Origin of the sequence: Brachybacterium subflavum (assembly GCF_009299795.1) — a bacterium.
In the GTDB taxonomy this organism is placed as follows: Bacteria; Actinomycetota; Actinomycetes; order Actinomycetales; family Dermabacteraceae; genus Brachybacterium; species Brachybacterium subflavum.
The window spans coordinates 529468-552859 of record NZ_VIGP01000003.1; the positions used below are offsets into that span (position 1 = coordinate 529468).

The 23392-nt window shown below is 71.6% G+C and carries 23 protein-coding genes; 2 read left to right on the forward strand and 21 right to left on the reverse strand.

Annotated features, from left to right (window positions below):
- Positions 1–10: 10 nt before the first annotated feature.
- The 15 genes from rpoZ to FHG10_RS09535 all read right to left on the reverse strand — a co-directional run bounded on the left by rpoZ (position 11) and on the right by FHG10_RS09535 (position 15157).
- Complete coding sequence (gene rpoZ, locus FHG10_RS09465; RefSeq protein ID WP_152353056.1) at positions 11–376, reverse strand: DNA-directed RNA polymerase subunit omega; 366 nt, start codon at positions 374–376, stop codon at positions 11–13.
- 210 nt (positions 377–586) lie between these two features.
- Positions 587–1189 (reverse strand): guanylate kinase, encoded by a 603-nt coding sequence (gene gmk / locus FHG10_RS09470; RefSeq protein ID WP_152353057.1) that lies wholly within the window; start codon positions 1187–1189, stop codon positions 587–589.
- Positions 1186–1512, reverse strand: coding sequence for an integration host factor, actinobacterial type (gene mihF / locus FHG10_RS09475; protein WP_152353058.1), 327 nt, complete (start codon positions 1510–1512; stop codon positions 1186–1188). The genes gmk and mihF overlap by 4 nt, the downstream gene beginning before the upstream one ends.
- 383 nt (positions 1513–1895) lie before the next feature.
- Entirely contained in the window at positions 1896–2849 is a 954-nt protein-coding gene (gene pyrF / locus FHG10_RS09480) for an orotidine-5'-phosphate decarboxylase (protein ID WP_152353059.1), read from the reverse strand.
- The gene (gene carB / locus FHG10_RS09485; RefSeq protein WP_152353060.1) at positions 2846–6202 is read right to left on the reverse strand and encodes a carbamoyl-phosphate synthase large subunit; all 3357 of its coding nucleotides are present in this window, start codon (positions 6200–6202) and stop codon (positions 2846–2848) included. The genes pyrF and carB overlap by 4 nt, the downstream gene beginning before the upstream one ends.
- Positions 6202–7431, reverse strand: coding sequence for a glutamine-hydrolyzing carbamoyl-phosphate synthase small subunit (gene carA, locus FHG10_RS09490; RefSeq protein ID WP_152353061.1), 1230 nt, complete (start codon positions 7429–7431; stop codon positions 6202–6204). The genes carB and carA overlap by 1 nt, the downstream gene beginning before the upstream one ends.
- On the reverse strand, positions 7428–8039 hold the full coding sequence (locus tag FHG10_RS09495) for a PH-like domain-containing protein (protein ID WP_152353062.1): 612 nt from the start codon (positions 8037–8039) through the stop codon (positions 7428–7430). The genes carA and FHG10_RS09495 overlap by 4 nt, the downstream gene beginning before the upstream one ends.
- Positions 8040–8049: 10 nt before the next feature.
- Complete coding sequence (locus FHG10_RS09500; protein ID WP_152353063.1) at positions 8050–9399, reverse strand: dihydroorotase; 1350 nt, start codon at positions 9397–9399, stop codon at positions 8050–8052.
- Positions 9396–10376 (reverse strand): aspartate carbamoyltransferase catalytic subunit, encoded by a 981-nt coding sequence (locus FHG10_RS09505; protein ID WP_152353064.1) that lies wholly within the window; start codon positions 10374–10376, stop codon positions 9396–9398. Before FHG10_RS09505 ends, FHG10_RS09500 begins: the two co-directional genes overlap by 4 nt.
- The gene (pyrR, locus tag FHG10_RS09510) at positions 10373–10981 is read right to left on the reverse strand and encodes a bifunctional pyr operon transcriptional regulator/uracil phosphoribosyltransferase PyrR (protein ID WP_152353065.1); all 609 of its coding nucleotides are present in this window, start codon (positions 10979–10981) and stop codon (positions 10373–10375) included. Before pyrR ends, FHG10_RS09505 begins: the two co-directional genes overlap by 4 nt.
- Positions 10982–11144: 163 nt before the next feature.
- Positions 11145–11648 (reverse strand): transcription antitermination factor NusB, encoded by a 504-nt coding sequence (gene nusB, locus FHG10_RS09515; protein ID WP_227488152.1) that lies wholly within the window; start codon positions 11646–11648, stop codon positions 11145–11147.
- Position 11649: 1 nt separating this feature from the next.
- Positions 11650–12207, reverse strand: coding sequence for an elongation factor P (gene efp / locus FHG10_RS09520; RefSeq protein ID WP_152353066.1), 558 nt, complete (start codon positions 12205–12207; stop codon positions 11650–11652).
- A 194-nt stretch (positions 12208–12401) separates the two neighbouring features.
- Positions 12402–12839 carry a hypothetical protein gene (locus FHG10_RS09525; protein WP_152353067.1) on the reverse strand — a complete coding sequence of 146 codons (438 nt, stop codon included), beginning with the start codon at positions 12837–12839 and terminating at the stop codon, positions 12402–12404.
- An 8-nt stretch (positions 12840–12847) separates the two neighbouring features.
- The gene (locus FHG10_RS09530; protein WP_152353068.1) at positions 12848–13486 is read right to left on the reverse strand and encodes a MarR family transcriptional regulator; all 639 of its coding nucleotides are present in this window, start codon (positions 13484–13486) and stop codon (positions 12848–12850) included.
- A gap of 66 nt (positions 13487–13552) precedes the next feature.
- Positions 13553–15157, reverse strand: a complete 1605-nt coding sequence (locus tag FHG10_RS09535) for an ABC-F family ATP-binding cassette domain-containing protein (protein WP_152353069.1) — start codon at positions 15155–15157, stop codon at positions 13553–13555.
- Positions 15158–15341: 184 nt separating this feature from the next.
- Between FHG10_RS09535 and ald the strand changes: the two genes are divergently transcribed.
- Positions 15342–16457, forward strand: a complete 1116-nt coding sequence (ald, locus tag FHG10_RS09540; protein WP_152353070.1) for an alanine dehydrogenase — start codon at positions 15342–15344, stop codon at positions 16455–16457.
- 311 nt (positions 16458–16768) lie between these two features.
- Here the strand turns inward: ald and FHG10_RS09545 are convergent, their stop codons facing one another.
- From FHG10_RS09545 to FHG10_RS09570, 6 genes are all read right to left on the reverse strand, one after another.
- Positions 16769–17095 carry a metal-sulfur cluster assembly factor gene (locus FHG10_RS09545; protein ID WP_152353219.1) on the reverse strand — a complete coding sequence of 109 codons (327 nt, stop codon included), beginning with the start codon at positions 17093–17095 and terminating at the stop codon, positions 16769–16771.
- 128 nt (positions 17096–17223) lie between these two features.
- On the reverse strand, positions 17224–17982 hold the full coding sequence (sufC, locus tag FHG10_RS09550; protein ID WP_152353071.1) for a Fe-S cluster assembly ATPase SufC: 759 nt from the start codon (positions 17980–17982) through the stop codon (positions 17224–17226).
- Positions 17983–18039: 57 nt separating this feature from the next.
- Positions 18040–18384, reverse strand: coding sequence for a non-heme iron oxygenase ferredoxin subunit (locus tag FHG10_RS09555; protein WP_152353072.1), 345 nt, complete (start codon positions 18382–18384; stop codon positions 18040–18042).
- Positions 18384–19724, reverse strand: coding sequence for a Fe-S cluster assembly protein SufD (sufD, locus tag FHG10_RS09560; protein WP_152353073.1), 1341 nt, complete (start codon positions 19722–19724; stop codon positions 18384–18386). Before sufD ends, FHG10_RS09555 begins: the two co-directional genes overlap by 1 nt.
- Positions 19724–21154, reverse strand: coding sequence for a Fe-S cluster assembly protein SufB (gene sufB / locus FHG10_RS09565; protein ID WP_152353074.1), 1431 nt, complete (start codon positions 21152–21154; stop codon positions 19724–19726). The genes sufD and sufB overlap by 1 nt, the downstream gene beginning before the upstream one ends.
- Positions 21151–21996, reverse strand: a complete 846-nt coding sequence (locus tag FHG10_RS09570) for a helix-turn-helix transcriptional regulator (RefSeq protein WP_152353075.1) — start codon at positions 21994–21996, stop codon at positions 21151–21153. Before FHG10_RS09570 ends, sufB begins: the two co-directional genes overlap by 4 nt.
- Positions 21997–22303: 307 nt before the next feature.
- Between FHG10_RS09570 and FHG10_RS09575 the strand changes: the two genes are divergently transcribed.
- Positions 22304–23359: a glutathione S-transferase family protein gene (locus FHG10_RS09575; protein WP_152353076.1), complete on the forward strand. Its 1056-nt coding sequence runs from the start codon at positions 22304–22306 to the stop codon at positions 23357–23359.
- Positions 23360–23392 lie beyond the last annotated feature (33 nt).

A 23392-nucleotide genomic window follows, 5' to 3' on the forward strand; every position in this document is an offset into this window, starting at 1 on the left:
CCGAGTGTGCTCAGAAGGAGAAGTCGGTGGACGGCGGCTCGGGCGCGTCCTCGCCGAGCTGCAGCGGAGCCAGCGAGGACTCCGACTCGGCCTGCTTCTTGGCCTCGAGCTCGGCCTCGTCGATCTCGCGGGCGACCAGCAGGCCCTCGTCGATCTCGCGCAGGGCGATGGAGAGCGGCTTCTCCTGGTTCTCGACGTCCACGAGGGGGCCGACGTACTCGAGCAGACCCTCGGAGAGCTGGGAGTAGTAGGCGTTGATCTGGCGGGCGCGCTGCGAGGAGTAGAGCACGAGCGCGTACTTCGAGTCGACGTCCTCGAGGAGGCGGTCGATCGGCGGGTTCGTGATGCCCTCGGGCTGGGCGACGGTTCCGAACACGGAAGGTCCCTTCGATTGACGATGTGCACGGCGCTGCCGGTCCTGCAGTGAGCTGAGCTCGCGGAGCGCGCCGCATGCGACCACCCAGGATACGCCCCGATCCGCGCGCTGGCGAGCGAGGGGCGGGCGGGCTGCGTCACGCCCGCCCGCAGGAGCCGCTCCCGGGCCTGCGCGGAGTGCGTTCAGCGGGGTGCTCCCGGCCGGATGCGTTCAGCCGTGCTGCGGGGCGACGCCGATGAGGGCGGCCAGACGATCGGTGGCGTCGGCGACCGTGTCGTTGACGATGGTGACGTCGAACTCGCTCTCGGCGGCGAGCTCGACGCGCGCGGTGGCCAGGCGCCTCTCGCGCTCCTCGGCGTCCTCGGTGCCGCGGCCGACGAGCCGCTCGACGAGCGTCTCCCAGTCCGGCGGGGCGAGAAAGACGAAGAGCGCCTCGGGCATGGTCTCGCGGACCTGCCGGGCTCCGGCGAGGTCGATCTCCAGGAGCACGGGGCGGCCGTCGGCGACGCGCTGCTCCACCGCGCCGCGGGGCGTTCCGTAGCGGTTGCGCCCGTGGACGATCGCCCATTCGAGCATCTGCCCGGTCTCGACCAGGCGGGTGAACTCCTCGTCGCTGACGAAGGAGTAGTGCACGCCGTCGACCTCACCGGGCCGCGGAGCGCGCGTGGTGGCCGAGACGGACAGCCACACGTCGGGATAGCGCTCGCGCATCGCCGCCGAGACCGTGCCCTTGCCGACGGCCGTCGGGCCGGCGAGCACGGTGACAGGGACGCGGCCGGAGCGCGGGGCTCCGGCCGCGACGCTCTCCGTCACTCGGAGAAATGGGCGATGAGCTTCTCCGCCTGGTGGGAGCCGAGGCCCCGCACCTTGCGCGAGGGCGAGATGCCGATCTCCTCCATGATCTGCTGCGCCTTGACCTTGCCGACGCCCGGGAGGGCCTCGAGGAGAGCGGCGACGCGGAGGCGCCCGATCACCTCGTTGTCCTCGGCCTCCTTGAGCACCTTGGCGATCTCCTCGCCGCGGCGGCCGGTGGACTCCTTCAGGCGGGACTTGATGGCTGCGCGCTCACGTCGGGCCTCGGCGGCCTTCTTGAGGGCTTCGGCGCGCTGTTCCGGGGAGAGAGGAGGGAGAGCCACTGTCGTACCTCAGTTCTTGGTTCGGTGACGGGTGTCCTGATGCCAGGGTCCCGGGGACCGGGTCCCACCGCGCCCTCCGACCATCCGGGTCCTGATCACCAGGGATCCTCGTGGACCTGCACGTCTCGGGCGGGTGCGGTGGCACGACTGTAACCCGATGATCGGTGGATTTCGCCCCTTCTCGGCGCGTCGCTCCAGTTCGGACGGCCTTCGCCCTCTTGTTCTGACGCAGACACGTGCAGGTGTGGTGAAAAGTGAGGGCCCGCGACGACGTCGGTCTCCGGCGCCGCGTTGGGTCTCCAGCGCCGAGTGGGGACCCGGAGGCATGCAGGCCGGACGCAGCGCACCGCGCCGCCGGGTCCCGAGGTCCGGCCCCGCTCGCGTCAGAGCGCGTACGCGGCGGCGAGCTCCTCGGCCCTGCGGCGCAGCGACTGCGCATCGGGCCCCGCGGAGAGCACTCCGCGCGAGAGCGAGACCAGCACGCGGCCGGCGGCGTCGCCGAAGACCGCGGTGCGGTCCTCGGGTCCGGCGCCCTGCGCTCCGTACCCGGGGGCGAGCACCGGAGCGCGGGTCGCCGCGACGTCGATGCCGAGGTCGCGCAGGGCATCGCCCACGGTCGCCCCGATCACGAGTCCCGTGCTGCCCCATGCCTGCTCGGCGTCGAGCCCCGCCCCAGCGATCTCGGCGAGGTTCGCCGTGCGGGCGTGCTCGGCCATCGTCCGCGCGACCGACGCGTCGGATCCGCCCGCTGCTGCAGCAGAGCCCCCCGCACCGGCGACGTCGGCCGCCGGAGCCTGTGCCCCGCCCGCGTGCTGGACCTCGGGCCCGTCCGGGTTGGAGGTCAGGGCGAGCACGAACACGCCCTTGCCGTGCTGTGAGGCGAGCTCGAGCGCCGGGCCGAGCGACCCGAAGCCCAGGTAGGGGTTCACGGTGATCGCGTCGGACTCGAGCGGGGCGCCCGGGCGCAGGTAGGCGTCGGCGTACCCGCCCATGGTCGATCCGATGTCGCCGCGCTTGACATCGAGGATCGTGAGCACGCCGCGCTCGCGGGCGGCGCCCAGCAGCTCCTCGAGCACCGCGATGCCGCGGGAGCCGTGGCGCTCGAAGAAGGCGGACTGCGGCTTGAGCGCGCAGGCGTGCTCCGCACAGGCGTCGAGCACGGTGCGCGAGAAGACCCGCAGGCCGTCCGCGTCGTCCGCGAGGCCCCACTGCGCGAGCAGGGAGGCGTGCGGGTCGACGCCTACGACGAGGGGGCCGCGCTCCGCGACGGCCGCGCGCAGCCGCTCGCCGAAGGTCGGGAACGTGCCCGGCCCGGGGCCCGCCCCTCCCCCGCTCACGCGCGCACCGCCTCGCCGCGGTGGCGCGAGAGGAAGGCGATGTGCTCCTGCAGGCTCTCGACGTCGAAGGCACCGCTGGGCAGCGCCTCGATCGCCTGCACGGCCGCCTGGAACTCCTGCAGCGTGGTGATCATCGGGACGTCCATCGAGGTCGCCGCCGCGCGGATCTCGTAGCCGTCGGCGCGCGCATCGGAGCCCGAGGGCGTGTTCAGCACGAGCACGACCTCTCCGCCCTCGATGAGCTCGATGACGCTGCCGGAGGCGTCGTCCTCGGAGGCCTTGGCGATGGTGCGGCACGGGACCCCGGAGCGGCGCAGCACCGAGGCGGTGCCGACGGTCGCGAGGATGTCGAAGCCGAGCGCCGCCAGACGCGCCACCGGGAGCACGACACCGCGCTTGTCGCGATCCGAGACCGAGACGAAGACGCAGCCCGAGGTGGGCAGGCCCTGCCCGGAGATCGCCAGCTGCGACTTCGCGAAGGCCAGCGGGAAGGTCGCGTCCATGCCCATGACCTCGCCCGTCGACCGCATCTCCGGGCCGAGCAGCGCGTCGACGCTGCGGCCCTCGTGGGTGCGGAAGCGCTTGAAGGGCAGCACGGCCTCCTTGACGCTGATCGGGGTGTCCGCGGGGAGGTCGCCGCCGTCGCCCTCGCGGGGCAGCGCGCCCTGGGCGCGCAGCTCGGCGATCGAGCGGCCCGCCATGATCAGCGAGGCCGCCTGGGCCAGGTGGACGCCCGTCGCCTTGGAGACGAAGGGGACGGTGCGGGAGGCGCGGGGGTTGGCCTCGAGCACGTAGAGCACGCCGTGGGCGAGCGCGTACTGGACGTTGAGCAGGCCGCGCACGCCCACGCCCTCGGCGATCGCCTCGGTCGAGCGGCGGATCTGCTCGAGGACGCCGGCGCCCAGGGTCACCGGGGGCAGGGTGCACGCGGAGTCGCCCGAGTGGATCCCGGCCTCCTCGATGTGCTCCATGATCCCGCCGAGGTACATCTCCTCGCCGTCGTACAGCGCGTCGACGTCGATCTCGGTCGCGGTGTCCAGGAAGGAGTCGATGAGGATCGGCGCCTCGGCGCGGCCTCCTTCGGGGATGTTGCGGCCCACGTAGTCCACGAGCCCGGCCTCGTCGTAGACGATCTCCATGCCGCGTCCGCCCAGCACGTAGCTGGGGCGCACGAGCACGGGGTAGCCGACCTCGCGGGCGGTCTCGATCGCGTCGGCCAGCGCCCAGGCGGTGCCGTAGGGCGGGGCGGGCAGCTCGGCCCGGGCGAGGACGCCGCCGAAGGCGCCGCGGTCCTCGGCCATGTCGATCGCGCCGGGCGAGGTGCCGATGATCGGCAGTCCCGCATCCTCCAGGCGCCGCGCGAGCGAGAGCGGGGTCTGCCCGCCCAGCTGCACGATGACGCCCGCGACGGGTCCGGCGGCGCGCTCGGCCTCGTAGACCTCGACGACGTCCTCGAAGGTGAGGGGCTCGAAGTAGAGCCGGTCGGCGACGTCGTAGTCCGTCGAGACGGTCTCGGGGTTGCAGTTGACCATGACGGTCTCGAAACCGCCCCCGCCCTCGGCGAGGTCGCGGCCCAGCACCATCGCGGCGTGCACGCAGGAGTAGTCGAACTCGATGCCCTGGCCGATGCGGTTGGGGCCGGAGCCGAGGATCAGCACCGCGGGCTTCGTGCGGGGCTCGACCTCGCTCTCCTGGTCGTAGCTCGAGTAGTGGTACGGGGTGCGGGAGGCGAACTCCGCCGCGCAGGTGTCCACGGTCTTGTACACCGGGTTCACGCCGAGCGCCTCGCGCACGCCCTTGACGACGTCGCCGGAGACGCTGCGCAGCTGCCCGATCTGGTCGTCGGAGATGCCGTGCCGCTTGGCCAGGGCCAGCAGGCCGGCGTCGAGCACCTCGGCCGCGCGGACCTCCTCGGCGATCTCCGCGACGAGCAGGAACTGGTCGAGGAACCAGCGGTCGATGGCGGTGGTCTCGTAGAGGCGCTCGATCGTCTCGGCGGGGTCGACGACGCCCGCGGCGGCCGCGCGCAGGATGCGGGCGATCGCGACCATGCGGGTGTCGGAGGGGATGCGCACGGCCTCGACGAGCTCGGCGACCTCGGAGGCGTCCGGCGCCGGTCCCGTGTAGTCGACGTTCGCCGCCTTCACGTCCAGGGAGCGCTGGGCCTTGCCATAGGCCTCGGTGAAGCTGCGGCCCAGGGCCATCGCCTCGCCCACGCTCTTCATGGTGGTGGTGAGGGTCGGGTCGGCGGCCGGGAACTTCTCGAAGGCGAAGCGCGGGATCTTCACGACCACGTAGTCCAGCGTCGGCTCGAAGCTCGCCGGGGTGGTGCCGGTGATGTCGTTGCGGATCTCGTCGAGCGTGTAGCCCAGCGCGAGGCGGGCGGCGATCTTGGCGATCGGGAAGCCCGTGGCCTTCGAGGCGAGCGCCGAGGAGCGTGAGACGCGCGGGTTCATCTCGATGACCACGATGCGGCCGGTGGTCGGGTGGATCGCGAACTGCACGTTGCAGCCGCCGGTGTCCACGCCCACCTCGCGGATGATGCCGATGCCGAGGTCGCGCAGCCTCTGCTGCTCGACGTCGGTGAGGGTGAGGGCGGGGGCCACGGTCACGGAGTCGCCCGTGTGCACGCCGACGGGGTCGACGTTCTCGATCGTGCAGACGACCACGCAGTTGTCCTTGCGGTCGCGCATGAGCTCGAGCTCGAACTCCTTCCACCCCAGGATCGACTCCTCCAGGAGCACCTCGGTGGTCGGCGAGTAGTGCAGGCCGTCGCCGCCGATGCGGCGCAGATCCGCCTCGTCGTAGGCCATGCCGGAGCCGAGGCCGCCCATGGTGAAGCTCGGGCGCACGACCATCGGGTAGCCGAGGTCCTCGGCCGCCTCGAGCAGGTCGTCCATGGTGTGGCAGATGCGCGAGCGGGCGGACTCGCCGCCCACGCGCTCGACGACGCCCTTGAAGCGCTGGCGGTCCTCGGCCTTCTGGATCGCCTCGATCGAGGCGCCGATCATCTCGACCCCGAACTCGGCGAGGATGCCGCGCTCCTCGAGGGCGATCGCGGCGTTCAGCGCGGTCTGGCCGCCCAGGGTCGGCAGTACCGCGTCGGGACGCTCCTCGGCGATGATCGAGCGGATGACGTCGGGGTCGATCGGCTCGATGTAGGTCGCGTCGGCGATGTCCGGGTCGGTCATGATCGTCGCCGGGTTCGAGTTCACGAGGATGACGCGCAGGCCCTCCTCGCGCAGCACGCGGCAGGCCTGGGTGCCGGAGTAGTCGAACTCGGCGGCCTGGCCGATGACGATCGGCCCGGAGCCGATCACGAGCACGGAGGCGATGTCGTCGCGGCGGGGCATCAGGAGTCCTTCTTCTCGGAGGCGGCGGGGGTGTGGTCGGCCGCCCCGGTGCGGTGCGCGCGCACGAGGTCGACGAGGCGGTCGAACAGGTAGGAGGCGTCGTGCGGGCCCGAGGCGGCCTCGGGGTGGTGCTGCACGGAGTAGGCGGGCAGGTCGAGGCAGCGGATGCCCTCGACCACGTCGTCGTTCAGGCCCACGTGGGAGACGACGACCCGGCCGAAGCGGCCGCCGTCGTGCGGAGCGGTGTGCTCGCCCTCGAGGGGGACGTCGACGGCGAAGCCGTGGTTCTGGGCGGTGATCTCGACCTTGCCGGTCTCGCGGTCCAGCACGGGCTGGTTGATCCCGCGGTGGCCGTACTTGAGCTTGTACGTGCCGAAGCCGAGCGCGCGGCCCAGCAGCTGGTTGCCGAAGCAGATGCCGAAGAAGGGCAGGCCCTCGTCCAGGACGCCGCGCAGCAGCTCGACCTGGGCCTCGGCGCTCGCGGGGTCCCCGGGTCCGTTGGAGAAGAAGACGGCGTCGGGCTCGGTCGCGAGCAGCTCCTCGAGGGAGGTGGTCGCGGGCAGCAGGTGCACGCGCAGGCCGCGGGCGACCATGTTGCGCGGCGTCGCGCCCTTGATGCCGAGGTCGACGGCGGCGACCGTGCCGATCGCCTCGCCCTCGGGCTCGAGGACCACGGGCTGCGGGATGGTGACCTCGCTCACGAAGCTCGCGCCCTCCATGGCGGGCTCGGCCTGGATGCGCTCGAGCAGCTGCTGCTCGCTCGCGTCCGCCAGCGCGCTGCCGGAGAAGATGCCACCGCGCATGGACCCGTGCTCGCGCAGGATGCGCGTGAGCATGCGGGTGTCGATCCCGGAGATGCCGACGACCTCGCTGCCCACCAGCAGGTCGTCCAGGCTCTGCTCGCTGCGCCAGTTCGAGGCGACGCGGCTGGCCTCGCGCACGGCGTAGCCGCGCACCCAGACCGTCCGCGACTCCATGTCCTCGGCGTTGGCGCCGGTGTTGCCGATGTGCGGGGCCGTCTGCACGACGATCTGGCCCGCGTAGGAGGGGTCGGTGAGGGTCTCCTGGTACCCGGTCATGCCGGTCGCGAAGACGACCTCGCCCAGACGCGCACCGCGCGCGCCGTAGGCCTCGCCGCGCAGGACGGTGCCGTCCTCGAGGACGAGGAGGGCGGGGTCGGGGGTGCGGCGCGCGCGGCCGACGCGGGCGTCGGGGGCGGTGGTGGTCATGGGAGCTCCTTCCGGGGCTGCGGGTCGGTGGATGGGAGTGCGGGGTCCGACGGGGACGGGCCCGACGGGGACGGGTCCGACGGATCGGCGGGCAGGCGCTCGGAGGCGAGGGCGAGGAACCGGTCCTGGTCTGCGCGCCCATCGAGGCGGAAGCCGGTGTCGAGCAGGACCTCCCCCAGCTGCCAGCGGACGACGAGGAGGCCATCGCCGCCGACCCACTTGCCGACCATGCCGGGGGCGGTGTGGACGGAGCGGACGTCGGCCCAGGGGATGAGGAAGCTCGCAGCGCCCTGGCGCTCCACGTCCAGGACGGGCCGTCCGCCGTCGTCCGCGTCGGAGACCGACGCGCGGCTGCGAGGGCCGAGGCCGCGCGCGGTCACGCGCTCGAGGGGCCGGCCGGCCAGGGTGGTGGCGACGTAGACGCCCGTCGCGGAGCCGGGCTCGCTCCGCCAGCTGAGCGCCTTGCCGCCGGCGACGGGCTGCGGGAGCTCAGGCAGATCGCCCTGGCGGGCGGCGCGCCGGCGCCAGCCCCACCAGGCCAGCAGCACGCACAGCGCGAGCACGACGACCAGGGCGAGAACGGGCGGGAGGTACCGGGTGAGGTCCATGCTCGCCCGCTCAGTGCTCCGCGAGGCGGGAGTCCCGCACCGTGGGGCGGCCGGCGAGCAGGGTGAGCCGGTTGCGTCCGGGCAGGGTGCGGCCAGCCACGGGCGAGTTCCTTCCGCGGGAGGCGTGCTCCCCGGGGTCCACCTCGGCGGCCGACCGCGGATCCCAGACCAGCACGTGGGCGACCTCACCGACTGCGAGCGGGCGGCCCTGGTCGACGTCACGGGCGATCCGGGCGGGAGTCTCCGAGAGCACCCGGGCGACGTCCCGCCAGCTCAGGGCCCCGGTGTCCACCATCGTCTGCTGGACGATCCCGAGGGCGGTCTCCAGGCCCGTCATGCCGAACGCGGCGGTGTCCCACTCGCGGTCCTTGGCATCGGCCGGGTGCGGAGCGTGGTCCGTCGCGACGATGTCGATCGTGCCGTCGGCCAGTCCCTCGCGCACGGCCTCGACGTCGGCCTGCGTGCGCAGCGGCGGGTTCACCTTGTACACCGCGTCGTAGCCGCGCGCCTCCTCGTCGGTGAGCAGCAGGTGGTGCGGGGTGACCTCGGCGGTCACGTCCACACCGCGCTGCTTGGCCCAGCGCACGATCTCGACGCTGCCGGCGGTCGAGAGATGGCAGACGTGCAGTCGCGAGCCCACGTGCTCGGCCAGCAGCACGTCGCGGGCGATGATCGACTCCTCGGCGACGCTGGGCCAGCCGGTGAGGCCGATCTCTGCGGAGACGCGGCCCTCGTGCATCTGCGCGCCCTCGGTCAGGCGCGGGTCCTGCGCGTGCTGGGCGATCACGCCGTCGAAGGTCTTCACGTACTCCAGGGCGCGGCGCATGAGCACCGGGTCGGAGACGCACTTGCCGTCGTCGCTGAACACGCGGACGCGGGCGCGGGAGCCCGCCATCGCGTCGAGCTCGGCGAGGCGCTCACCGGCCAGCCCCACGGTGACGGCGCCGATGGGGTGGACGGCGCACCAGGCGGCGTCCTCCCCGCGCTGGAGGACCTGCTCGACGACTCCCGCGGTGTCCGCGACGGGCGTCGTGTTGGCCATCGCGTGCACGGCGGTGAAGCCGCCGCGGGCGGCGGCGCGGGTTCCGGTCTCGACGGTCTCGGCCTCCTCGCCGCCGGGCTCGCGCAGGTGGGTGTGCAGGTCGACGAGGCCCGGCAGGACGACGCAGCCCTCGGCGTCGATGACCTCGGCGCCCTCGGGCGCCTCGAGGTCGGCGCCGACGGCGGCGATCGTCCCGTCCTGGACCAGGACGTCGGCCACGTCCTCGCCATAGGGGCGGCCGCCGCGGATCAGCAGGGCGGCGGGGGCCGCGGCGGCACCGGCGGCCGCGGACTCGGCGGAAGCTGTGGTGGGGGTCATGATTCCTCCCTCGCGTTGGAGGCCAGCAGGTGGAAGAGCACGGCCATGCGGACGCTCACGCCCGCCGCGACCTGCTCGACGATCACGCTGCGGGGGCCGTCGGCCACTCCCCCGGCGATCTCGAAGCCGCGGTTCATCGGGCCCGGGTGCATGACGATCGCGTGCGCGGGCAGACGGTCGGCGCGCGCCTGGGTGAGCTGGAGGCGCCGCGTGTACTCGGCCGCGCTCGGGAAGTAGCCGCCGCCGAGCATGCGCTCGCGCTGGACGCGCAGCATCATCACGGCGTCGGGCGCCAGGGCGATCGCCTCATCGAGGTCGTAGAGCACGTCGCAGGGCCAGACGTCGGCCCCGACGGGGACCAGCGAGGGCGGCGCGACCAGCGTGACACGAGCGCCGAGCAGCGTCATCAGCTGCACGTTCGAGCGGGCGACGCGCGAGTGCATGATGTCGCCGACGACCACCACGTGCAGACCGTCCAGGCCCAGACCGTCGACGCTCCCGTCGCGCTCCCCGGCCCGCTGCTCGCCGCCGAGGTGGCGGCGCAGGGTGAAGGAGTCCAGGAGCGCCTGGGTGGGATGCTGGTGGGTGCCGTCGCCCGCGTTGACGATCGGGACGTCGATCCAGCCCGAATGGGCGAGCTTGTGCGCCGCACCGGAGGCGGGGGCGCGCACCACCACGGCGTCCGCTCCCATCGCGCGCAGGGTCAGCGCGGTGTCCTTGAGCGACTCCCCCTTGGAGATGCTCGAGCCCTTGGCGGAGAAGTTGATGACGTCGGCGGAGAGCCGCTTGGCGGCGGCCTCGAAGCTGATGCGGGTGCGGGTGGAGTCCTCCATGAAGAGGTTCACCACGGTGGTGCCGACGAGGGTGGGCAGCTTGCGCATCTGCCGCTCCTGCGTGGCGACCATGCGGGTCGAGGTGTCCAGCAGCTCGATCGCGGAGGCGCGGTCGAGGTCGCCGATCCCGGTCAGGTGCTTCATCGACGTGCCCCCTCGTTCTCGGGAGACGCGGGGTGGGAGATCTTCACCGCGTCCTCGCCGTCGGTCTCCGTGAGCAGCACGCCCACGCGCTCGCTGCGCGAGGTGGGCAGGTTCTTGCCGACGTGGTCGGCGCGGATCGGCAGCTCGCGGTGACCGCGGTCCACGAGGACCGCGAGGCGCACGACGGCGGGACGACCGATCGCGGAGAGCGCGTCGAGGGCGGCGCGCACGGTGCGGCCGGAGTAGAGGACGTCGTCGACGAGGACGACGACCTTCCCGTCGATCCCGCCGGAGGGGATGTGCGTGGGGTGCGGCAGCCGTGCGGGGCTGCGGCGCAGGTCGTCCCGGTACAGGGTGATGTCCAGGGCGCCGGCCAGGGAATCCGGGTCGCGCCCGGCACCCTCGGCCTCGGCGATGATGGCGGCGATGCGCAGCGCGAGGGGGACGCCGCGATGCGGGATGCCCAGCAGCACGAGGTCGTCGGCCCCGTGGCCGGTCTCGATGATCTCGTGGGCGATGCGCGTGAGGGAGCGGGAGATGTCGTCCTGGTCCAGGACGGTCTTCTCGCTCCCGGGCGCAGTGGGGCCCGGTCGATCTGCGGTCATGATCTTCTCCCTTCCGCGTCTCACGGGACGCGAGGTTAAAGGGTGGTGGATCGGTGCGATCGCTGTTGATCGTAGCGCGCGGTGCGCGCGCTCCCGCGCGCCGTCTCAGGTGGTGGCGGGAGCTGTAGCGGAGGTCTCAGAGCAGCGGGCGGGCGCGCGGCGCTCAGCCCAGCAGATCGCGCATCTCGCCGATGCGCTGCAGCAGGCCGTTGACGAAGCGCGGGGAGTCCTCGGTGGACAGCTCGCGCGCGATCGTCGCGTACTCGCCGATCACGGGGCCCACGCCGTCGGCCGGGGTGTCGTGGAGGATCTCGGCGGCTCCGGTGCGCAGGATCGCGCGATCCACGGCGGGCATGCGGTGCAGTGGCCAGTCGCGGCTGTGGGTCGAGAGCTGCTCGTCGATCTCCTCGCGGTGCGCGGCCACGAGCTCCACCAGGTGCGCGGAGCGCTCGGGAAGCGCGGTCTGGGCCGCCGTGCGCAGTCGCCGCTCGGCGAGGACCTCGCGCAGGTCGCGCTCACGGGCGTCGGCCTCGAAGACGACGTCGATCGCCCGCACCCGCTCGCGGGAGCGGGAGGTCAGGCGCTTGGGGTTCGCAGGATGCGTCTCCAGCAGCTCGACCTCCTCGCCCTCGCGACCGGGCAGGGGAAGGCTCAGCGGGTCCTGCACGTCAGGCGCGCCCGAGGTAGTCGCCGGAGCGGGTGTCGACCTTGACCCTGGTGCCCTGCTCGAGGAACAGCGGCACCTGGATCTCGCGGCCGGTCTCGAGGGTGGCGGGCTTGGTCCCGCCGGACGAGCGGTCGCCCTGCAGGCCCGGCTCGGTGTGCGTGATCTCCAGCACGACGCTCGCGGGCAGCTCGACGTAGAGCACCTTCTCGTCGTGGAAGGCGACGACGACGTCGGCGCCCTCGAGCAGGAAGTCCTTGGCATCGCCGACGATGTCGCCGGGGACGTTGGTCTGCTCCCAGGTGGTGGTGTCCATGAAGACGTAGAGGTCGCCGTCGAGGTAGGAGTACTGCATGTCGCGCTTGTCGACCGTCGCGGTCTCCACCTTCACGCCGGCGTTGAAGGTCTTGTCGACCGTCTTGCCCGACAGCACGTTCTTGATCTTGGTGCGCACGAAGGCGGGGCCCTTGCCCGGCTTCACGTGCTGGAACTCGACGACCTGCCAGAGCTGGTTGTCCAGGTTCAGCACGATGCCGTTCTTGAGGTCGTTGGTCGTCGCCATGGGTCTCCTCGGGAGTCGACGGGCGTCTCGCCCGGTGTGCGCTCTCGCGCCTTGCGGTGCGCGTGCGGCGCGATCGAGGTCACGCCGCAGGCTCATCCACTTTACCGCCTGGACCCGCATCCTCCGCTCCCCCGAGCGCCTCGCGGACGCCCCGACGTAGCGAAGCTCGCATCGCTCGGCCCAGCGCCGCCCTCTCAGGCGACCATGCGCAGCAGGGCGAGACCGATCGCGCCGATCGCGACCGCCCACAGCAGGGAGGCGAAGGTGCCCACGAGGAACCGCTCGGAGGCGCCCTCGTGGGACCGCAGCTCGGGATACCGTCCGAGGCCCTTGAGGGCGACGACGACCGCGATCATCTCGGGGTGATCGGCGAGCACGCAGGCGGTCACGGCGACCCTCTCGAGCAGTCCGATCCAGAGTCCTCCGCGCAGCAGCTCCGGGGTGGTCCACTCCTTCGCCGGATGCGCGGGCGCCTCGAGGACGGGGACCTCGCCCGGACGCTGCGCGGCCGGACGGGCGCGCCGGGGCGAGCGCGACAGGCGCAGCACGAGAGAGGACAGCGGCCAGCCGCCGAGCGAGGCGAGCAGCAGGGCGAGCACGATCACCGCGAGCTCGGGCAGGTGGGTGAGCATGTCCTGGATCATGGCAGATGGCCCGGACGGTCCATCGAGCGGTCCGAGGTGAGGTCGAGCATCGCGAGCAGGCGCCGCACCAGCGGGTGCACGGCCTGTTCCTCGCGCCAGCCGCTCGTGGTGTAGGCGCGGGAGACGGTCTGCTGGGTCACCTCGAGGCGCTCCGCGATCTGCGCCTGCGTGGCCGAGGGGTCCTCGCGCATCGCGTGGACCACGCGCCACTGCCCGGGCTTGCGGGAGGCGACCTCGCGTCCGACCAGGCGCAGCAGCGCCTGCAGCTCCTCGGTCTGCTCCCGCTGACGGGGATCGGCGGTGCGCACGCTCACGGGGATCGAGCTGGTGCGCCGGGCGCTCTCGACGGCGCGGCGCGCGGCGATGAAGGCGTCCCCGCGTCCCTCGCGCACGGAGGCCGGCAGCGGGAGCTCGACCGGTCCGATGCCGACTCCCACGCTCCAGCCGCCGAGCTCGAGCATGCGCAGCACGCAGGCGAGCACCGCGTCGGCCGAGTCGGCGAGCATCTGCACCTCGTCGCCTGCCGTCCGCTCGGGACGCAGGCGGAAGGGCACGTCGTGCAGGGCCGCGATCAGCTCGGGCACGCGATCGGTGGTGCGCCGGCTGTCGTGCTGGTCGACGGTGAGGACGAACATGGCCGCGAGTCTAGCCGCATCACGCACGAAAGACGCGATGTCGCGAGATACAGCCGTGTTCTGCTGTCAGGCGAGCTCGATGAGCTCCTCGTAGCTCTGGTTCCACAGGTCCTCGACCGCGTCGGGCATCACCAGCACGCGCTCGGGCGAGAGCGCGCGGACGGCGCCCGGATCGTGGGAGACCAGGATGACGGCGCCCTCGAAGGCCGCGAGCGCACCGAGGATCTCCTCGCGGCTCGCGGGGTCGAGGTTGTTCGTCGGCTCGTCCAGGAGCAGCACGTTCGCGCTCGAGACCACGAGCGTGGCCAGGGCGAGCCTGGTCTTCTCCCCGCCCGAGAGCACGCCCGCGGGCTTGTGCACGTCGTCCCCGCTGAACAGGAAGGAGCCGAGGATCTTGCGGGCCTCGACCTCGGGCAGCTCGATGGCGGCCGTCATCATGTTCTCGAGCACCGTGCGGTCCGGGTCGAGCGTCTCGTGCTCCTGCGCGTAGTAGCCGACGCGCAGGCCGTGGCCGGGGATGATGCGTCCGGTGTCGGACGCGTCGACGCCGGCGAGCACCCGCAGCAGCGTGGTCTTGCCGGCGCCGTTCAGCCCCAGGACGACGACGCGGCTGCCGCGGTCGATCGCGAGATCGACCCCGGTGAAGATCTCCAGGCTCCCGTAGGACTTGGAGAGGTCCTCCGCCATCAGCGGGGTCTTCCCGCAGGGGGCCGGCTTGGGGAAGCGCAGGGAGGCGACGCGGTCCTGCTGCCGTTCGCCCTCGACGCCGTCGAGCATGCGCTCGGCGCGGCGGAGCATGTTCTGGGCGGCGACGGCCTTGGTGGCCTTCGCGCGCATCTTCTCCGCCTGCGCGGTGAGCTGGGTGGCCTTCTTCTCCGCGTTCTGCCGCTCGCGCTTGCGACGCTTCTCGTCGTCCTCGCGCTGGCGCAGGTAGAGCTTCCAGCCCATGTTGTAGATGTCGATCGCGCCGCGGTTGGCGTCGAGGTAGAACACCTTGTTCACGACCTGCTCGACGAGCTGCACGTCGTGGCTGATGACGATCAGCCCGCCCTTGTAGGTCATGAGGTAGTCGCGCAGCCAGATGATCGAGTCGGCGTCGAGGTGGTTCGTCGGCTCGTCGAGGATCATCGTGTCCGCCTGGGAGAACAGGATCCTCGCGAGCTCGACGCGACGGCGCTGGCCGCCCGAGAGCGTGCCGAGGCCCTGCTCGAGCAGACGGTCCGGGAGGCCCAGGTTCGCCGCCATCCGGCGGGCCTCGGACTCCGCGGCGTAACCGCCTCGAGAGGTGAGCTCGGCGTCGATCCGCACGTAGCGGTCCATCGCCTTCTCGCGCTTGGCGTCGGAGATGGTCATGTCGGCCATGTCGAGCTCGGCCCGGCGGAGGCGCTGCATGATGTCGTCGAGGCCGCGGGCGGAGAGGATGCGGGCGATCACCAGCTGATCGGGATCGCCGGTGTGGGTGTCCTGCGGCAGGTACCCGAGCTCCCCGCTCACCTCGACGCGCCCCTCGGTGGGCTGCAGGGTGCCGGAGAGGACCTTGGTGAGGGTGGTCTTGCCGGCGCCGTTGCGGCCGACGAGACCGATGCGGTCGCCCGCGGTCACCTGGAAGGACACTCCGCTCATGAGCAGCCGCGCTCCCATGCGGATCTCGAGGTCGGAGACGGTGATCACGGAAGGGCTCCTCGCGCAGTGGACGGGACCCCGCTCCGGGGCCCGGTCCACCCTAGATCCTCCCCTGCCGAGGACGCCCCCGAACACCGCTCCCGTGTGCTGTGATGTGGTGAGGAGGACATCGAGGTCCTCCGGCCGGCGGGGCGCGCCGCAGGCCGCAGATCGCGTCGTCGAAGGAGCGAGCATGATCATCGGGGTCCCCCGCGAGATCAAGAACAACGAGTACCGGGTGGGTCTGACCGCCGCCGGCGTGCACGAGCTCACCCACGCCGGGCACGAGGTGCTCGTGGAGGCCTCGGCGGGCCTCGGGGCGGGCGTGCGCGACGAGGACTTCGCGGAGGCAGGAGCGAGGATCGTGCCCGACGCCGTCGACGTGTGGGGCGGCGCCGAGATGATCGTCAAGGTCAAGGAGCCCCTGCCGAGCGAGCAGGCGCTGCTGCGCGAGGGACAGATCCTGTTCACCTATCTCCACCTCGCGGCCGACGCGTCACTCACCCGCGCGGTCCTCGACTCCGGGGCCACGGCCATCGCCTACGAGACGGTGCAGAGGGCAGACCGCTCCCTGCCGCTGCTCGCGCCGATGAGCGCGATCGCCGGGCGGCTCGCCACCCAGGTCGCGGCCTACCACCTCATGAAGCCCCTCGGCGGTTCGGGTGTGCTGATGGGCGGCGTGCCCGGCACGAGCGAGGCGAAGGTGCTCGTGATCGGCGGCGGGGTCGTGGGCGAGCAGGCCGCGATGATGGCGAACGGCCTCCATGCCGACGTCACCGTGATGGACGTGAACATCGCGCGGCTCCAGGAGATCGCGACCGTCCACTCCGGCGCCATCCTCACCCGCTACTCCACGCGCCTGGACCTCTCCGAGATGATCCGTCAGGCCGACGTGGTGATCGGCTCCGTGCTGATCCCCGGCAGGCGCGCCCCCAAGCTCGTGACCGACGAGATGGTGAGCACGATGAAGCCCGGCTCGGTGCTCGTGGACGTCGCGATCGACCAGGGCGGCTGCTTCGAGGGCTCCCATGCCACCACGCACGACGCGCCCACGTTCCGCGTGCATGACACGAACTTCTACTGCGTCGCGAACATGCCCGGGAGCGTTCCGGTCACGGCGACCGCAGCGCTCACGCACGCGACGCTCCCCTACGTGATGCGCATCGCCGGCTCCGGGTGGCGCGATGCCCTGCGCGCGGACGCCGCGCTCGCCAAGGGGCTCAACGCCCACGCCGGGACGCTCACCAACACCGGCGTCGGCGAGGCCCACGGGATCGACGCGGTCGAGCCCGCCGTCGTGCTGCGCTGAGGACGGGGCGACCGCGCGGCGGTCGCGAACGCGGTCACCGGGGGCGGCGCAATGCCGACATGCTCCGAGACGTGCCCGGACCGGTCACGGCCCGCTCACCGACCCCGGAACCACGAACAGTGCTGCGCAATGGTCGTTATGAGGCTCCATAACAACGATTGCGCAGCACTGTCCGGTGCATTGTCCTCACCGGGACCACTCACGTGCGGTCGCGCGGGTGGTCTCAGCGAGAGGCCGGCCAGGAACGGGCGCCTGCCACGGGGTACCCGAGGGCCCGCCGTGGCACGGGGCGGACGCCCGGGCCTCGGCCGTCAGAGGTTGAAGCCGATGGCCCTCAGCTGCTCGCGGCCGTCCTCGGTGATCATCTCCATGCCCCACGGCGGCATCCACACCCAGTTGATGCGGTGCGTCTCGCAGATGGGGTCCAGCGCCGCGAAGGTCTGCTCCTCGAGCACATCGGTGAGCGGGCACGCGGCGGAGGTCAGCGTCATGTCGACCACGGCGTTGCCCTGGTCCACGGTGATGCCGTAGACGAGGCCGAGGTCCACGACGTTGATCCCGAGCTCGGGGTCGATGACGTCCTTGAGGGACTCGCGCACCTCCTCCTCGCTCACGAAGGTCGAGGGCTCACCCTCCATCGCGGCGGCGCCGTCCGACGCGGGCGCGCCGACGGCCGGAGCTGGGCCGTCAGCCGAGACCGCGACGTCAGCCGGCACCGCGCCCTCGGCCGGGGCCTGGGCGTCCGCTCCGTCGTTCGCCGGGGCGGTCACTTGGCACCCGTGAGGAAGCGCTCGTAGCCCTCGGCCTCGAGGCGCTCGGCGAGCTCGGGGCCGCCCTGCTCGGCGACCCGGCCGTTCACGAACACGTGCACGAAGTCGGGCTTGATGTAGTTGAGGATGCGCGTGTAGTGGGTGATCAGCATGATGCCCACGTCGGTCGTGTCCTTGGCGCGGTTCACGCCCTCCGAGACCACGCGCAGCGCGTCGACGTCGAGGCCGGAGTCGGTCTCGTCGAGGATCGCCATGGACGGCTTCAGCAGCTCCATCTGGAGGATCTCGTGGCGCTTCTTCTCACCGCCGGAGAAGCCCTCGTTGACGTTGCGCTCGGCGAAGACGGGATCCATCTTCAGGTTGTCCATCGCGCCGCGCACGTCCTTGACCCAGGTGCGCAGGGCCGGTGCCTCGCCGTCGATCGCGGTCTTGGCGGTGCGCAGGAAGTTCGAGACCGTGACGCCGGGGACCTCGACCGGGTACTGCATGGCCAGGAACAGGCCGGCGCGGGCGCGCTCGTCGACGCTCATCGCGAGGACGTCCTCGCCGTCGAGCGTCACGGTGCCCGAGGTGATCTCGTACTTGGGGTGACCGGCGATGGAGTAGGCGAGCGTGGACTTGCCGGAGCCGTTGGGGCCCATGATCGCGTGGGTCTCGCCGCTGCGGATGGTGAGGTCGACGCCCTTGAGGATCTCCTTGGTGCCCTCAGGGGTCTCGACGGTGGCGTGCAGATCGCGGATCTCGAGGATCGACATGGTGGGTGGTCTCCTTCGGAAGTGACAGGACGTTCGGTGCGCCGGGAGGACGGCCGCTCAGCCCGCGGACCCGGTGAGCGCATGCTCGGGGTCGACGGCGATCTGGCCGTCCGCGTCGACGCGGACGGGATAGACGGGGACGGGACGGACGGCGGGCAGCTGGAGGGGGCGTCCGGTCACCAGGTCGAACTGGCTCCCGTGCTTCCAGCACTCCAGCGTGCATCCCTCGACGTCGCCGTCGGACAGCGCGACGTCGTCGTGGGAGCAGATGTCCGCGAGGGCGTGCACTCCCCCGTCCTCGTCGCGCACCAGAGCGATCTCGAGGCCGGAGACCTCGAGACCCAGGGCCTCGCCGGGGGCGAGGTCCGTCAGGCGCGCGACGGGGACGAAGGAGTCGCTCATCAGTTCATGCTCCGCTGCAGCTCCGCCTCGATCGAGTCGGTGAGGGCCTCGCGGATCTCGGGGACGTCGATCTGCTGGATCAGCTCGGCGAAGAAGCCGCGGACGACGAGTCTGCGGGCCTCGAGCTCCGGGATGCCGCGGGCGCGCAGGTAGAACAGCTGCTCGTCGTCGAAGCGACCGGTGGCGGCGGCGTGGCCGGCGCCCTCGATCTCCCCGGTCTCGATCTCGAGGTTCGGCACCGAATCGGCGCGGGCGCCCTCGGTGAGCACGAGGTTGCGGTTCAGCTCGTAGGTGCTGGTGCCCTCGGCCTCCTTGCGGATGAGCACGTCGCCCACCCAGACCGACCGCGCGCCCTTGCCCTGCAGCGCGCCCTTGTAGGCCGAGTTCGAGGTGCACTTCGGGGCCGCGTGGTCCACGAAGATGCGGTGCTCGAGGAACTGACCCTCGTCGGAGAAGTACAGGCCCAGCTTCTCGAGCTCCGAGCCGGGGGCGCTGAACTCGCCGATCGCGTTGATGCGCACCGCCCGGCCGCCGAGGGTCACCACGATGTGCTTCAGCCGCGCATCGCGTCCCAGGCGCGAGTGGTGGGCCGAGATGTGCAGGGCGTCGTCGTCCCAGTTCTGCAGGGAGATCACGGTCATCTGCGAGTTGTCGCCGACGATCATCTCGACGTTCTCGGCGAACCGCGCGCTGCCCGTGTGGTCCAGCACGAAGGTCGCGACGGACGACTCCTCGGTCTCCAGCACCACGTGGGCGTTGCCGCGGCGCTCCGCGCCGCGTCCGGAGATCGCCACGCGGAACGGATCGGAGAGCTCGGCGCCGCGGGGAGCCCGCAGGTGCAGCGCCTGCTCGGTGCGGGCCGAGGCCACCGCGGAGACGATGTCCTCGGGCACGAGCGCGCTGCCCCGCGGGCTCTGGCCCGGGGCGAGCGTCGAGCACTCGGGGGCGCCCTCGGGGACCGTCACCTCGTAGCCGACGGCCGGATCGCCCTCGAGGTCCTCGGTGGGCAGGTCCTCGAACAGCGGGGAGAGCACGCGCAGCGGCGTGAAGCGCCACTCCTCGTCCTTGGACGTCGGCCGGGAGAAGTCCGCGACCTCGAAGGAGCGCACCCGGTTCGCGCGGGTGGCGTGCGAATCCTCTCCGGAGGCCGGGGAGCCGGGCAGCGCGATGCCCTCGTCCTCGAGCTCCGCCCGGACGGTGCGCCCGGCCTCTCCGCGGTCCTCGTCCTCGACGAGCACGTCCTGAGCGGCGACGGGGGCGGCGCCCGCGGCGCCGCCGACCGCCTCGTTGGCCTGCTCGTCCCCCGTGCTCTCGGGACCCTTCACATCGGTCGTCGTCATCAGCCGACGGCTCCTTCCATCTGCAGTTCGATCAGGCGGTTCAGCTCGAGCGCGTACTCCATGGGCAGCTCGCGCGCGATGGGCTCGATGAACCCGCGCACGATCATCGCCATCGCCTCCGTCTCCTCCATGCCGCGGCTCATCAGGTAGAAGAGCTGCTCCTCGGAGACCTTGGAGACGGTGGCCTCATGGCCCATCTGCACGTCGTCGACGCGCACGTCGACATAGGGGTAGGTGTCGGTGCGGGAGATCGTGTCCACCAGCAGGGCGTCGCACAGCACGGTCGAGGCGCTGTGCTCGGCGCCCGGCATCACCTGCACGAGCCCGCGGTAGCTCGAGCGGCCACCGCCGCGCGAGACCGACTTCGAGACGATCGAGCTCGAGGTGTGGGGCGCCATGTGCACCATCTTCGAGCCGGTGTCCTGATGCTGGTTCTCGCCCGCGAAGGCGATCGACAGGGTCTCGCCGCGGGCGTGCTCGCCCATCAGCCACACCGCCGGGTACTTCATGGTGACCTTGGAGCCGATGTTGCCGTCGACCCACTCCATGGTGCCACCCTCTTCGACGGTGGTGCGCTTGGTGACGAGGTTGTACACGTTGTTCGACCAGTTCTGGATGGTCGTGTAGCGCACGCGGGCGTTCTTCTTCACGACGATCTCGACGACGGCGCTGTGCAGCGAGTCGGTCTGGTAGATCGGCGCGGTGCAGCCCTCGACGTAGTGCACGTAGGAGCCCTCGTCGGCGATGATCAGGGTGCGCTCGAACTGGCCCATGTTCTCGGTGTTGATCCGGAAGTAGGCCTGGAGCGGGATCTCCACGTGCACGCCCGGCGGGACGTAGACGAAGGAGCCGCCGGACCACACCGCGGTGTTCAGGGCGGAGAACTTGTTGTCACCGGCCGGGATGACGGTGCCGAAGTACTCCTCGAACAGCTCCGGGTGCTCCTTCAGGCCGGTGTCGGTGTCCATGAAGATGACGCCCTGGGCCTCGAGGTCCTCGCGGATCTGGTGGTAGACGACCTCGGACTCGTACTGGGCGGCGACGCCGGCCACGAGACGCTGCTTCTCGGCCTCGGGGATGCCCAGGCGGTCGTAGGTCTCCTTGATGTCGTCCGGGAGGTCGTCCCAGCTCGCGGCCTGCTTCTCCGTCGAGCGGACGAAGTACTTGATGTTCTCGAAGTCGATCCCGGAGAGGTCGGCGCCCCACTGGGGCATCGGCTTCTTGTCAAACAGGCGCAGGCCCTTCAGGCGGCGCTCGAGCATCCACTCGGGCTCGCTCTTCTTCGCGGAGATGTCGCGCACGACCTCCTCGTCCAGCCCGCGGCGGGCCGAGGCGCCGGCGGCGTCCTCGTCGTGCCAGCCGAAGGCGTAGTTGCCGATGGACGAGATGATCTCGTCCTGGCTCATCTGCTGCTCGGGTGCACTCGTCATCGTGGTGTGTTTCCCTCCGTGAGCGGAATGTGGGTCGTGCAGGCGTGGGCGCCGCCTGCCAGTGTCGCGAGCCTCTGGACGGGCGCTCCCGCCATCCGGCCGATGGCCGTGGTCTCCGCCTCGCACAGCTCGGGGTGGCGAGCGGCGACGTCCTGGATCGGGCAGTGGCCCTGGACCAGCTGGGCAGTCTCCACCGTACGCGGCCTGCCGGACGTCCCGGAGGCCGGGATGGTCACGGTCACGGGGCGCACCGTGGCGGCGTAGCCGCGCTCGGTGAGGATGCCGGCGAGGATCTCGACGCGACGCGCGCGGGAGACCTCCTCGCCCGCCTCCTCGAGCTCGTCGACGCGGGCGGAGAGGTCCTCCTCCCAGGGGGCGACGCGTGCGCAGGCGAGATGCGTGAGCGCCTCTCCCCCGCCGCGTCGGGCGAGCTCGTCGAGCGCGAGCATCGCCAGGTCGTCGTACTCGCTCCCGAGGTCCTCGTGAGCGGAGGCAGAGAGCACGAAGCTCTTGGAGGGGCGTCCGCGCCCGCGCTGGTGCACGGGGACGTCGTGCTCCTCGATCACGCCGTCGGCCTCGAGGGCGGAGAGGTGCCGACGGACGGCGGCGCTGGTGAGGCCGAACATCTCGGCGAGGGCTCGGGCCGAGATCGGGCCGTGGGCGGAGATCGCATCGATGAGCCGCTCGCGGGTGTCCCTGTGCTCGGTCCGATCGTGCTGCTCGGTGCCGTCCGGGTGGCCGGTCCGGTCCTGGCGCTCGGCCCGGTCCTGCTGGTCGGGCTGTTCTCGAATGCCGTGCGGCGCGGCGGAGTCGCGCTGCTGCGGCGCTGCGTGCGCTGCCATCGGATGCCCTCCTTCCCTTGCGGGGTCGACGCGGGCGACGCCGACATGACCGATTTTACAACCCGGACGTTGCGAAAAGGCAGGGGGAATCGAGGGCCCGACGTGCGTCTGCCCACGTAAGGCAAGGCTCACCGCAGGTCGGCGACGCGACAGCGGTCGACGCGACGGCGCACCGAGAGCACACCGGCGACCCGGCGATCGGCGCCGCTCCCCCTGGTCGTCATCGCGCAGGCGTGCACATAGTTCATCCTTCAACTATCATGGTCGGTGTCCGGGAGATGCCCTGGACCGTCACGGAGGAGGAGACATGGAGATGGAGAAGGACCCGAACGACCAGACCGGCTCGTACGTCCACGCGGGCGAGGCCTTCGATCGCGACATGAACTACATCCCCGACCGCATCACGTCCGACGGGTCGAGCCCGTGGCCCGTCGAGGCGGGTCGCTACCGCCTCGCCGTCTCGCGCGCCTGCCCCTGGGCGAACCGCACGATCATCTCGCGCCGCCTGCTGGGCCTCGAGGACGCGATCTCGATGGCGATCGCCGGCCCCACGCACGACAAGCGCTCGTGGACCTTCGACCTCGACCCGGGCGGCAAGGATCCGGTGCTCGGCATCGAGCGCCTCCAGCAGGCCTACTTCGCGCGCTACCCCGACTACCCGCGCGGCATCACCGTGCCCGCGATGGTGGACGTCCCCACCGGCGGCGTGGTCACCAACGACTTCAACCAGATCACGCTCGACTTCGCGACCCAGTGGACGCAGTTCCACCGCGAGGGCGCGCCCGACCTCTACCCCGAGGCGCAGCGCGCGGAGATCGACGAGCTCAATCACTGGGTGCTCCACCACGTGAACAACGGCGTGTACAAGACCGGGTTCGCCGGCTCTCAGGAGACCTACGAGGATGCCTACACGGACCTCTGGGAGAGCCTCGACGCGCTCGAGGACCGCCTCTCCCGCTCCCGTTATCTCATGGGCCCCGCGATCACCGAGGCCGACGTGCGCCTGTTCCCGACCCTGGTGCGCTTCGATCCCGTCTACCACTCGCACTTCAAGGCGAACCGTCAGCCGCTCGCGAGCATGCCCAACCTCTGGAACTACACGAAGGACCTGTTCCAGACGCCGGGCTTCGGCGACACGGTCGACTTCCAGCACATCAAGGAGCACTACTACGTGGTGCAGACCGACCTGAACCCCACGCGGATCGTGCCGCTGGGACCGGACACCTCGATCTTCCTCGAGGCCCACGACCGCGACCGCTTCGAGACCGACACCTGGGGCCCCGGCGGCACCGCGCCGCTGCCTCCGAAGGCCGACGAGGTCGTCGATCCCGCGCACACTCCCCTGCATCCGACGGGCCGCTGAGGCTCCCTGCCGTCCCGGAGGACCGAGGTCCGG